The sequence below is a fragment of the Nocardia sp. CC201C genome (genome assembly GCF_030010695.1).
Taxonomy (GTDB): Bacteria; Actinomycetota; Actinomycetes; order Mycobacteriales; family Mycobacteriaceae; genus Nocardia; species Nocardia otitidiscaviarum.
The window spans coordinates 1-11,836 of record NZ_JASCXP010000233.1; the positions used below are offsets into that span (position 1 = coordinate 1).

The window sequence follows — 11,836 nt, forward strand, 5'->3', positions numbered from 1 at the left end:
CACGCAAGTTCTGGGTCCGCCACGCCGCCGACAGCCGGGGTGCGGTGCACCTCGACGCGGGCGCGGTGCGGGCCGTGGCCGAGCGCCGCAGCTCCCTGCTCGCCGCGGGTATCACCGAGGTGCGCGGCCGCTTCTACGGCGGCGACGTGATCAGCCTGGTAGCACCCGACGGCCAGGTGGTCGCCCGCGGCATCGTCTCCTACGACAGTGACGAACTGGAGACCATGAAGGGCCGCTCCACCACAGACCTACCGGAAGGTATGCAACGCCCCGTCGTGCACGCCGACGACCTCGTCAAGGTGTGAGCGCGGCCATCGTGCCCAAGCCGCCACCGGCGTAAGGGGATTCGGCGGAGAGGCCGGAACCGGCCGGCAGCACCGTCGGCCCGGCGGCACGCCGCGAGTTCCCGGTATGGCTGGCGTGTCCCGAGTTGAGGGGCGACGGAAGGCCACCGGAAGGGCAGTGGGCGGACGGGCGGTACGGCGCATGCTGGAGAGGCACCCGGCGCCGTATCGCATGTGCCCTTCGCCGATAGCGGTCCCGGATCCGGCGCGGTCCGCCCTTGCCGCGCCGGGCTCGCGGTTCGGTGACCGCCCGCGGCGCCGGGTGCGCCCGCACCGCCGTGGAGGTAGGTATGTACGTACTGCCCGACTGGCATGAACTGCTGGCCGCGTTCTGCGGCCATATCGGCGATCAGCCGGAGGATCATCCCGTGACCCGCTGGGCTCGGTTGCTGGCCGAATCGCATCTGGCGCGGCGGGATCGGCCGGAGTGCGCCATCGAGATCGACCGTCGGCGGGCCCACATGGTCGAGTGCATCGACGATTACGTGCTGCGCCGGGCGCGCCGCGCCGATTCGGCCGCGGCGCACGGCGAATCGCTCGGCAGCGTGGTGGATGCCATGGCCGCCGCCCATGTGCGCGCGGTGCATCTGCTGCGCACCGTCGACGCGGTCTCCGATGAGCGGGTGCACGCGGCGTGGTTCCTGTTGGCCTCCATGGCGGACGGGTGGACCGACCGGGTGGCGCTGGTGACCGGAATGGTCGGCGAACCGGTGCGCCGGTCGGCCTGAGATGTGCCGGCCCCGGGAGCCAGACGCCCGGGGTGCGGTGGTCGTGGTCGCGCGCAGGGGGCGCGGCCGCGACCACCTCGGCCGCCGTCCACGCCGTGGCTATCCGGTCGGGCGGGCTTCGAGAACACTGTCGGGAGCGGCGGTGTCGACGGTGCGGACGAGGGTGAAACCGCTGCGGGACAAAAGGTCTCGGAACTGCTCGGCGGTGCGTTCCCGGCCGCCGGAGTTGACCAGCATCTCCAGGTCGATGAACTTGCCCGCGTGCGGGCGGTGGTGTTCGGGCAGCAGGATCTCGATGACGAGGAGGGTGGCGTCGGGCGCCATCGCCGCGCGCACGGTGCGCAGCAGCCGCTCGGCGTCGGCGTCGGGCCAGTCGTGCAGGATGTGTTCGAGCAGGTAGGCGTCGCCGCCCTCGGGCACCGATTCGAAGAAGGATCCGGAGCGCAGCGTAAGCCGTTGGGTCAGTGAAAGTTCCGTGATCTCGTCGGGCGGCTCCGCCAGCACCCGAGGCAGATCGAAGAGTATGCCGCGCGCGTCCCGGTGGCGGCGCAGGATCGCGGCGAGCAGGGCTCCGCGTCCGCCACCGATATCGACCACCGTCCCGAACCGGCCGAAATCGTATGCGGCGAGCAGCGGTTCGATGGCGAGGGTGTTCACGCTGGCCATGGCACGGTCGAACAGCTCACCGAGTTCCCGGTGTTCGGCGGCGTATTCGAAGAATCCCGCCCCGTCCAGCGCGGGCCCGACCGGTTTTCCGGTCCGCACCGCATCGGCCAGATGCGTCCAGTGGCGGCGGTGATACTCGGACCCGAAGAACAGCGACAGATCCCGCAGCGTGACCGCACCGTCCGACCGCAGCGCCCGCGACATCCCGTTCAGCGCGTACGCCCCGTCGCGCCGCCGCGTGAACACATCGAAGCTGACGAGCAGCCGCAGCAGCCGCTCCAAGGCATCCGCGTCGGCCCCCACCGTGCGCGCCAGCTCCTCCACCCGTTTCGGCCCGTCCGCCAACGCGTCCGCGATCCCGAGCTGTGCCGCGGCCTGAATCGCCGGCGCCAGAAACCCGGTCATCTGCAATTCGAGCAGTGCGATATGCCCCGGCACCAGATGCCGATGCAGCGCCGCGAGCCCATCGCGCACCCGCCCCACCGCGCGCACCAGCGGTGGCGGAGGCAGTTTCATCGATCCGAATGCCACGGCGGCTCCATCACTGATCGGCGCTGCTCGGACTCGTCGAGCCTACGCCGCCTCGACCACTGGGGCGCGGTCACTTTCGATCCGGGCGTGGCGGGACGGCAGTCGCACGGTCGGGGTTACCGGCTGCTTCGATCGGGTCGAATCACCGACCGGAAGGAACAACCGTCGCCATGCGCCGAACCACCGTGATAATTCTCGCAGTCACGATCAGCGTCGGCGCGCTGAGCGGCTGCAGCCGCACTTCCTCGGAGACGAGTGCTCCCAGCGGCGCCGGGACCTCGACGACAGCCGTGGCCTCCGGTGCGAGCACAGCCGAATACTGTGAGGCGGTGGAGGAACTGGGTGATTTGGCGGCAGCCTCGACGTCGGCGGACCTCATCGCCAAGGCGCGTCGAATCGCCGAAGTCGCCCCGGCCGATATCCGCGCCGATTGGGTCGCGTTCGCCGACGCCAGTGCAGCTGGGCTCGATCTGTCGGAAATCGATTTCTCGAACCCCGACACCGCCATCGAGGAATTGCAGGGCAAAACGGTGGAGGCTCAGCAGAACGCCACGAAGCTGACCAATGCTTCCACCAATATCGGCAAGCACATCACACGAACCTGCAAGTAGCCCGGCCCGGTGGCGTGGGGTGTCCGCCCCCAGGCGCCCACGCACACGTAGCGGGGCCGGTGTGCGCATCGGCCTCCGACGGGTTCAGGAGGGGGTGGCCAGGGCGAACGGCAGCACCGCGTCGGCTCCGGCGGCGCGCAGCGCGCGTGCGGCCATGGTGAACGTCCAGCCGGTGTCGGTGAGGGTGTCGACCAGCAGGATCGGGCCGTCCACCGAGGTGAGATCCGGTGTCTCCCAGGCATTGTGGAGGGCGGCCACGCGGTGGGCGGAGTTGACGGCCGAGACCGGGGGCAGGTCCGGGCGCAGGTGCAGGACGCCGAGGTCGCGCAGGCGGCCGATCTCGGCGAGCCGGGCGGCCAGGGAGGCGGCGAGAATCGGGTGGGTGGGTGATTCCAGGGCCATGACGGCGGTGGGGCGCCGCGCCCAATCCCATTCGCGCAGTACCACCGTGCAGGCGCGGAAGACCTCGTCCGGCACCGGGCCGTCCGGTGCGTCGAGCAGGGCGCGCAGCCGCTGGCCCCAGCCGAGATCGCTCAGGCGGCCCAGCACGCGGCCGGTCTCGGCGCCGTCGGAGATCTTGCCGGACAGGGAGATTCCGAGCTTGGCCATACCCGTCGGCCACTGCTTGCGCGGGGCCAGATCGATACCCGGCCGGTCCAGACGGGCTCGGATCTCGGCGACCTGGGCGGTATCCACGCCGGTATCCGGGCGGGTGCCCGTGCAGTTGTCGCAGCGGCCGCAGCCGGGGGACTCGGGGGTGAGGCCCGGGTCGTCCAGTTGCCGCCGCAGGAAATTCATCCGGCATTCGGCGGTGGCCTGGTAGTCGATCATGGCCTGCTGTTCGGCGTCGCGGGCGGCGGCGAGCCGTTCATAGCGCTCGGTGTCGTAGGCCCAGGGCTCGCCGGTGGCGATCCACCCGCCGCGCACCCGCTTGACCGCGCCGTCCACGTCCAGGACCTTGAGCACCATCTCCAGGCGGGAGCGATTGAGTTCGACCAGCGGTTCCAGCGCGGCGGTGGACAGCGGCCGATCCCGGTCCAGACTGTCCAGCACCGAGTGCACGATATGTTCCCGAGGGAAGGCGACCGAGGCGAAGTAGCTCCAGATGCGCCGGTCCTCGGGTCCGGGCAGCAGCACCACCTCGGCGCGCTCGGTACCGCGCCCCGCACGGCCCACCTGCTGGTAGTAGGAGATGGGGGAGGAGGGCGCGCCGACGTGCACCACGAATCCGAGATCGGGTTTGTCGAAGCCCATCCCCAGCGCCGAGGTGGCGATGAGCGCCTTGACCTCGTTGTTCAACAGCGCGATCTCGAGGGCTTCGCGCTCGGTGGGTTCGGTCTGGCCGGTGTAGGCGGCGACCTGGTGGCCGTGCGAGTTCAGCACATCGGCGAGGTCGTGCGCGGCGGCCACGGTCAGCGTGTAGACGATCCCGGAGCCGGGCAGTGCGCGCAGGTGCTGGCTGAGCCAGGCGGTGCGCTCGACCGCGTCGGCGATGCCCACCACCGACAGCCGCAGCGATTCGCGATCGAGGCTGCCGCGCAGCACCAGCGTATCGGTGCCGATCTGGGTGGCCACGTCGGTGACCACGCGATCGTTGGCGGTCGCGGTGGTGGCCAGCACCGGCACATCGGAGCCGAGGTCGGCGATGAGGGTGCGGATACGCCGGTAGTCCGGCCGGAAGTCGTGGCCCCAATCGGAGACGCAGTGCGCCTCGTCGACGACCACCAGTCCGGCGTCGGCGGCCAGTTTCGGCAGTACCGCGTCGCGGAAGTCGGGATTGTTCAGCCGTTCCGGGCTCACCAGCAGCACGTCCACGTCGCCCGCGGCCACTCGGGCGTGGATCTCGTCCCATTCGGTGACATTGCCGGAATTGATGGTGGCCGCCACCACGCCCGCGCGCTCGGCGGCCGCGACCTGGTTGCGCATGAGCGCCAGTAGCGGCGACACGATCACCGTCGGGCCGCGTCCCGCCGCCCGCAGCAGCTTGGCCGCGATGAAGTACACCGCCGACTTGCCCCAGCCGGTGCGCTGCACCACCAGCGCCCGCTGCCGTCGCACCACCAGCGCCTCGATGGCGGTCCACTGATCCTCCCGCAGCCGCGCCGACGGCCCGGCGAGTTCGCGCAGCAGCCGTTCGGCGTCGTCCCGCAGCGCCGCACTGGTCTCGGTCGGAGAGGTCGCGTTGGTCGGGGTCACGCGCTCCATGGTGCCTCACGCCGCCGACAACCGACCGCGAGCGGGGGCTTCCCGCACCCCTTCCCCCGCTCACGCACCGCTTCCAGGCGTTTCGGCCGATAGTGCGGCGAGCCCCTATCCGATCGCCGTAGTAACTTCGCCGGGTACCGCGCCCGCTGCCGCTGGATCGCACGGCGCCAGCCCGGGCCCCGCCGATTCCCACCGGGTCGGCGGTGCGGCATGCGGGTCCGACCCCCCATGTCGCCGCGAGGGCGGGAGTCACCGCACGCGGTGGTCCGGTGTGGGCACAGCGATATCTCGGATGTCTCGAACGTGCGATCCGGTGTACCGAATGACAGGCGAACTTGATTGCGGTGCGGTCAAGATCGGGCGGGGCGGGGCTCGGTGCCGGACAATGGGGGGACCGGGGACCGGCGGGCGCGTCCCGGGGGCGGATGGGAGGCGTCATGGGTCAGCAATTTCCGTCGCCTGCGGGTTGGAGCCCGCCGGGCACACAGTTCACCAGTGGTTCCGCGACGTCGCGCTCGATCACCGGGGTGGTGGCGGGACTGGTGATGACGCCGATCGGAATCGCCTTGGCGGCCAATGGCGGGCTGGATATCCGCTACTGGGTGATCGTCGGCGCGGTGACCGACCGGTTCACCGCGTCGGTGCAGATCATCGTGGGCTCGTTGCTGCTCATGCTGGTGGCGGTGCTGGCCGCCTACTCACCGCTGGGCACCATGGTGGCGAGCCTGGTGTGGGGCGTGTTCCCGGGCGTGCTGCACCTGCTGTTCCCCGACGACACCTTCCGGCTGATCGGGGAACTGCCGCTCATCTCCAGTGAGATGACGGTGGCGCTGCACGCCTGGGTCACCTACGGTTTCGCGCTCATCTCGGGGTTCATGCTGCTGGGCGCGGGCATCGTGGGCGCACTGCTGCGCCGCTGAGCCCGCGCCCGCACTGCACAGCTCAGCCCTTCACACACAGCACCTGGCGCAGCGTCGCCACGACGTCGACCAGTTCGCGCTGGGCGTCGATGACCTGGTCGATGTCCTTGTACGCCGCGGGGATCTCATCGATCACCCCGGCGTCCTTGCGCGACTCCACGCCCTCGGTCTGCGCGATCAGATCGGCCACCGTGAACTGCTTCTTGGCGGCATTGCGGCTCATCCGGCGGCCCGCACCGTGCGACGCGGACTGGAACGAGGCCGGATTTCCCTTGCCCCGCACCACATACGACCGCGTACCCATGGATCCGGGAATCAGCGCCAGATCGCCCGCGCCCGCCCGCACGGCGCCCTTCCGCGTCACCAGCATGGGCACCCCGTCGACGATCTCCTCCGCCACATAATTGTGATGGCAGGAGATCGGCTCGTCGAAACGCACGTCGACCCCGGTGAATTCATCCCGCACGGCCTTGCACACCAGCGCCAGCATCACGGCCCGATTGCGCGCCGCGTATTCCTGCGCCCAGGTCAGATCCCGCCGGTACGCCGCCATTTCCGGTGTCCCGGAGAGGAATACCGCCAGATCCCGATCCGGCAGATCCTGATTGTGCGGAAGTGCCCGCGCGATGGCCATATGCCGCTCGGCGAGTTCCTTGCCGATATTCCGGCTCCCGGAATGCAGCAGAATCCACACATTCTGCTCGGTATCCAGGCAGACTTCGACGAAGTGATTGCCCGATCCCAGCGAACCCATCTGCTTGTGTGCCTTGGATTCCAGGGAATGGACTCCGGAATGCAGCGCACCGAAGGACTTCCAGAAGCGCTCCCAGCCGGAACGCAACGTGGTGCCCGCCGCACGCTGGCCGTGGATCTCCGCCTCGAGTCGCCGCACATTCACCGGCTCCCGATGCGCGGTGAATCCGACCGGTACCGCCGCCTCGATGCGGGACCGCAGCGACAGCAGATCATCGGGCAGCCGCGCGGCCGTCAGCGAGGTGCGCACGGCCTCCATGCCACAGCCGATATCGACGCCGACCGCGGCGGGCGCGACCGCGTCCCGCATGGCGATGACGGATCCGACCGTGGCCCCCTTGCCGAGGTGCACATCGGGCATGACGCGCACGCCGTGCACCCATTCCAGTTGCGCGATGGTGCGCAGCTGCCGCAAGGCGGCGGGGTCGACTTCGTGCTCGTGCGCCCACATGAGCGTCTGCGCGCGCGTTCCGCGCAGCTCGACGGGAAACATCGTTCGGTCCTTCCTCTTTTTCGAACAGGTCCACCGTAAGGACCGAGTGGACGTGCGCGCATCCGAATATCGGGCCGGGTGACGGCGTCGCGTCGTGCCGGTCTGCCGTCGCGACGGCGCTTTTCGGCGGCCGAATGCTTTCCGGGTGTCGCCGGACTCGTCTAGCATCGCCTCGTTCGATCGCTTCTGAAATAGTGGAGATTCTCTTGTCGCTCGCTCGTAGTGCCGCAGTCACCGCCGCCTCCGTCGCCGTCTGCGCGCTGGGTTTCGCCGCGCCCGCGCAGGCCGCGGGACAGCACGGCACCATCGCGATTTCCCGGCTGAACAATGTGGTGGTCGCCGCCACAGACACCTCCAGCCGAGTCGTCGCCGACGCCGCCGCCATCAGGGATTGCAATGTGTACGACTGCGAAATCGTGCTGCGCTTCAGTGACGGATGCGGTGCGGTAGCCCGGGGCGCGGACGGTGGGTACGGGTGGGCGGCCGCGCCGTCGCGCGCCGAGGCGGAGGCGGCCGCCGTGGGCGGATTGGGAGAATCGCATCCGCCATTCCCCGATCTCGGCAGCGCCTCCCCGCGACCCGCCCAGATCGTGCTTTCCGCCTGTACGGCAAACGCGTCCTAGCGGGCGAATCGGCGTAGATATTCGGAGGAATTCACGTCGGAAGTATTCGAGTTCGCCGAGTTTTCCGCTGTCGAATGGTTGGATGCACGATGGTTGCCCATTGCGCCAGAAGATTACGCATTCCGAACCACCGCAGACAGGAGAGCGTTGTCGATGAAAGGTGTGAGCCTCGCCGGTGTGATCGCCGTGGGCCTGACGGTCGCGGCCTGCGGTGAGGAGAGTGAACCCGCGGTGCCGCCGCAACAGCCCCCGTCGCTGACCGTCGGGATCAAGTTCGATCAGCCCGGGATGTCGGTCATGGGGCCGGACGGCGTGCCGCGCGGTTTCGACGCCGACGCCGCCACCTACATCGCGGGCAAGCTCGGTGTCACGCCCGAGCACATCGTCTGGAAGGAAGCGCGCTCGGAAGATCGTGAGCGCCTGTTGAATTCGGGGGCGGTGGATTTCGTGGTCGCCTCCTACTCCATTACCGCGGGTCGCCAGCAGCAGGTGTCCTTCGCCGGGCCGTACCTGGTCGCGGGGCAGGATCTGCTGGTCCGGCAGAGCGAGCGGAAGATCGAACGTCCCGAGGACCTCAACGGCCGCACGGTCTGCACCGCGGAGGGCTCCAGCTCCGCGGACAAGATCCGCAAGGACTTCGCCGCCCGCGCCGATCTGGTCACCCGCGACACCTATGTGCAGTGCGTCGCCGACCTGCTCACCGGCACGGTGGACGCGGTCTCCACCGATGACGTGATCCTCGCCGGATACGCCGCGCAGCATCCCGGCACCCTGCGCGTGGTGGGCCATCGCTTCACCCGGGAGCACTACGGCGTCGGCGTCCGCAAGGGTGATATCGACATGCAGGCTCGCATCACCCGGGCCATCCGCATGATGATCGACGACGGCACCTGGCGGCGCGCCATCGAAGCCAATATCAGCCCGTCCGGACACCGAACCCTGCCGCCCCCACCGGTTTTCAACGCACCGGACAAGGAGATCGCCCCCGGCGACCGCACTCAGCTCGATCCGGAGCTGGTCCGCATCACCGAGGCCATCGCCGCGACCTTCAACGCCCAGGACTGGGAGGGCTTCCAACAGCTGGTCTGCCCCGAAACCGCCCAGGACATCGACGATCTCGTCATCCAGTACACCCCGCAGTACGACCGCACCCTGGGCCCGGAGGTGCGATCGGCGGGATTCACCAAGACGATCACCGGCATCACCCAGACCAGCCCGAACTCGGCCACCTACCTGGCGCACGAATCCTTCACCAATATCCCGGAGAAGTACCGCCGGTACTTCAAGGACATCGACTACACCGGCACCATGGTCCGCCGCGACGGCGAGTGGCGACTGTGTTCCATCGCCGCCGATTTCGTCGAACCCTGAGCGGTCAGTGAGACCGCTCGGCGCGGGCCGGCACCAGGCCGTAGGGGTCCGGGTGGATCTCGCGGGTGAAGTCCATGACCTCCACGGCGGTCGGCCGCAGTCGCAGCAGTACGAAGTCGTCGCCCTCCGGACCGTCGGGGAAGAACATGTCGAATCCGTTCACCCATCGGGCTTTGCGTTCCTCGAGGTCGTCGACAACGGTGGCGGTGGCGTACACGCACGCGTAGGCGTAGGCCGCGCGATCTTCTACGGCGTAGGTGACCTCGGGGGAGCGGGCGATATCGGCCGCCTTGCGTGAGGCCGGGCTGGTGCCGATCCAGATGGTGCCGTCGGCGTCCACGCCCGCGTGCTGGACGAGGCGGGTGTGGACGCGCCCGGCGGCGCTCGTGCTGAGGAATCCGTACGGGGTCGTCCGCAGCATCTCCCGGGTGGTGGCGAACAGTTGGTTCGACATGACCAAGCTCCCAAACAATATAGAGGGTTCGTTTCATATAGATATAGAACGAACAACCTACATGGGGCAAGGTCGATCGGGTCACACGGTGGCGCGGGTGAGGGCGGTGCGCAGGGCGGCGAAGGCCGCCGCATTGGCGCGTTCGGTCTCCGGGAGGTGCCAGGCCATGGACATGAAGCCGTGGACGGTGCCGTCCCAGTGCTGGACCTCCGCGTTGACCCCGGCCGCGCGCAGGCGGCGGCCGTACGCCTCACCCTCGTCGCGCAGCGGGTCGAATTCGGCGGTGACGATATGGGCGGGCGGCAGGCCGGACAGGTCGGCGCGGGTCGGATTGGCGTAGGGGTGGTTCGCGTCGGCGGGGGTGCGCAGATACTGCCGCCAGTACCAGTGCAGGTGGGCGGCGGTGGTGAAGTAGCCCTCGGCGTTGTCGGTGTAGGAGGGGCTGTCGCAGGCCGGGTCGAGCATGGGGTAGAGCAGCAGTTGGAAGGCGATGTCGGGGCCGCCGGTGTCGCGGGCTCGGAGGGCGGCGACGGTGGCGAGATTGCCGCCGGCGCTGTCACCGGCGACGGCGATGCGGGCCGGATCGCCGCCGAGGGCTTCGGCATGGTCGGCCACCCAGCGCAGGACCGCGTAGGCGTCGTCGGCGGCGGCCGGGAAGCGGGCCTCCGGGGCACGCCGGTAGTCGACCGACACCACGATCACGCCCGCCGCGTCGGCCATGGTCCGGCAGAACCGGTCGTGGCTGTCGAGGCCGCACAGGACGAACCCCCCGCCGTGGTAGAAGACCACGACGGCGGGCACCCGCTCGGCGTGTAGCGGCCGGTACAGCCGGACCGGCACCTCGGGCGCGTCCGGTGGTCCCGGTATCAGCCAATCCTCCACCCCGGCAACGGGTATCGGCTCCACCACCGGCACGGGCCGGGCGGCCAGGAAGGCCCGCGCCGCGGCGGCGTCGCAGACCTCGGTGCCGAGTGCGGGGAAGGCCGCCGCGGCGGCGTCGACGAAGGATCGCCATTCGGGGGAGAGGGGCATCGGGTATTCCTTGCCGGGGTCGCTACGGATTCCGCGGGATGAACTTGCCCGCCGCCAGACCGCCGTCCACGGTCACCTCCGCACCGGTGATGTAGGCCGCCGCGTCGGAGGCGAGGAAGGCGACCAGCTCGGCGACCTCCTCCGGCAGTCCGGTGCGTTCCAGCGGCAGTGTCGGGAAGCTGCCCGGGCCGGTGGTCAGATACGGCACCATCGGAGTGGCGATGGGGCCCGGATGCACCGAATTCACGCGGATGCCGACGGGTCCCAGCTCCAGCGCCGCGATCTTGCTGAGTCCGCGCAGCCCCCACTTCGAGGAGCCGTAGGCGGAGTGGTTCATCAGGCCTTCGATCCCGGCCTGGGAGGAGATGTTGACGATGGAGCCGCCGCCCGCCTCGGTCATCGGCCCGACCGCCGCCTTGATGCCGTTGAACGCACCGACCAGGTTCACCCGCAGAATCCGCTCCAGCTCCTCGGTGGAGGTCTCCACGAGCGGTTTCATGGTGTAGATCGCGGCATTGTTCACCAGTACGTCGAGTTTGCCGAAGGTCGAGACGGCTTCGCCGACGGCGGTGTTCCAGCTGTCGTTGTCGGTGACGTCGTGATGCACGAAATGCGCTGCCGCCCCGAGTGATTCGGCTAGCTCCTTACCCTCCGCGGCCAATACGTCGGTGATCACCACCCGTGCCCCGCGTGACGCGAACAGTCGTGCCTCCGCCGCGCCCTGGCCGCGAGCCGCGCCCGTGATGAGCGCGACTTTGCCGTTCAGATCAACCATGTCGTTTCCCTGCTCCATGTCCTTGTGTCCTCGCGCCGCCACCGCGGTCGGGCCGGGGTTATGCCTGTCCGAAATAGTTCTGCACGCATACCCCGTGGTCACGGGGGTGTCCCAGTGGTCGGGACCACATCGTGCCGGGCACCGGGGGCCGCCTTAGCGTCGATCGCACAACCCGCGTCCCCGCCTGCCGTCGTCCCGCCGTGTCACGGCGGCCCGCGCACCGGCTGCGGTAACTGAAAAGGACTCGAGAACTGTGGAATTCGAATTCGATGTGGTCGTGGTCGGCTCCGGCGCGGCCGGGATGACCGCCGCGCTCACCGCCGCCTACCG

General features: G+C 69.3%; 12 protein-coding genes. 6 read left to right on the forward strand and 6 right to left on the reverse strand.

The features are described 5' to 3' along the window. A partial coding sequence (locus tag QK444_RS22455) for a PUA domain-containing protein (protein ID WP_349239537.1) occupies nt 1-305 on the forward strand: 305 nt, incomplete at its 5' end. Between the two features lie 329 nt (nt 306-634). Beyond that, nucleotides 635-1,072, forward strand: coding sequence for a DUF4254 domain-containing protein (locus QK444_RS22460; protein WP_063821450.1), 438 nt, complete (start codon nt 635-637; stop codon nt 1,070-1,072). A 99-nt stretch (nt 1,073-1,171) separates the two neighbouring features. Here the strand turns inward: QK444_RS22460 and QK444_RS22465 are convergent, their stop codons facing one another. After that, nucleotides 1,172-2,269 (reverse strand): methyltransferase, encoded by a 1,098-nt coding sequence (locus QK444_RS22465; RefSeq protein ID WP_282783378.1) that lies wholly within the window; start codon nt 2,267-2,269, stop codon nt 1,172-1,174. A gap of 170 nt (nt 2,270-2,439) precedes the next feature. Between QK444_RS22465 and QK444_RS22470 the strand changes: the two genes are divergently transcribed. Continuing rightward, the gene (locus tag QK444_RS22470; protein WP_282783379.1) at nt 2,440-2,880 is read left to right on the forward strand and encodes a hypothetical protein; all 441 of its coding nucleotides are present in this window, start codon (nt 2,440-2,442) and stop codon (nt 2,878-2,880) included. A gap of 84 nt (nt 2,881-2,964) precedes the next feature. Here QK444_RS22470 and QK444_RS22475 read toward each other — a convergent pair whose 3' ends face one another. Beyond that, nucleotides 2,965-5,085, reverse strand: coding sequence for an ATP-dependent DNA helicase RecQ (locus tag QK444_RS22475; RefSeq protein WP_282783381.1), 2,121 nt, complete (start codon nt 5,083-5,085; stop codon nt 2,965-2,967). 437 nt (nt 5,086-5,522) lie between these two features. Between QK444_RS22475 and QK444_RS22480 the strand changes: the two genes are divergently transcribed. Beyond that, complete coding sequence (locus QK444_RS22480) at nt 5,523-6,005, forward strand: hypothetical protein (protein WP_282783382.1); 483 nt, start codon at nt 5,523-5,525, stop codon at nt 6,003-6,005. A 22-nt stretch (nt 6,006-6,027) separates the two neighbouring features. On the opposite strand, the gene QK444_RS22485 is transcribed toward QK444_RS22480, so the two are convergent. Then, nucleotides 6,028-7,251, reverse strand: coding sequence for an RtcB family protein (locus QK444_RS22485; RefSeq protein ID WP_282783384.1), 1,224 nt, complete (start codon nt 7,249-7,251; stop codon nt 6,028-6,030). A gap of 206 nt (nt 7,252-7,457) precedes the next feature. Here QK444_RS22485 and QK444_RS22490 point away from each other — a divergent pair, with 206 nt between their 5' ends. Then, nucleotides 7,458-7,874 carry a DUF4189 domain-containing protein gene (locus QK444_RS22490; protein WP_282783386.1) on the forward strand — a complete coding sequence of 139 codons (417 nt, stop codon included), beginning with the start codon at nt 7,458-7,460 and terminating at the stop codon, nt 7,872-7,874. Between the two features lie 153 nt (nt 7,875-8,027). Continuing rightward, nucleotides 8,028-9,245, forward strand: coding sequence for a glutamate ABC transporter substrate-binding protein (locus tag QK444_RS22495; RefSeq protein ID WP_282783388.1), 1,218 nt, complete (start codon nt 8,028-8,030; stop codon nt 9,243-9,245). A gap of 4 nt (nt 9,246-9,249) precedes the next feature. On the opposite strand, the gene QK444_RS22500 is transcribed toward QK444_RS22495, so the two are convergent. The 3 genes from QK444_RS22500 to QK444_RS22510 form a co-directional block, all read right to left on the reverse strand. Then, nucleotides 9,250-9,699: a pyridoxamine 5'-phosphate oxidase family protein gene (locus QK444_RS22500; RefSeq protein ID WP_282783390.1), complete on the reverse strand. Its 450-nt coding sequence runs from the start codon at nt 9,697-9,699 to the stop codon at nt 9,250-9,252. 81 nt (nt 9,700-9,780) lie between these two features. Next, nucleotides 9,781-10,731 (reverse strand): alpha/beta hydrolase, encoded by a 951-nt coding sequence (locus QK444_RS22505; protein WP_282783392.1) that lies wholly within the window; start codon nt 10,729-10,731, stop codon nt 9,781-9,783. Nucleotides 10,732-10,753: 22 nt separating this feature from the next. Then, nucleotides 10,754-11,506 carry a glucose 1-dehydrogenase gene (locus QK444_RS22510; RefSeq protein ID WP_282783394.1) on the reverse strand — a complete coding sequence of 251 codons (753 nt, stop codon included), beginning with the start codon at nt 11,504-11,506 and terminating at the stop codon, nt 10,754-10,756. Nucleotides 11,507-11,836 lie beyond the last annotated feature (330 nt).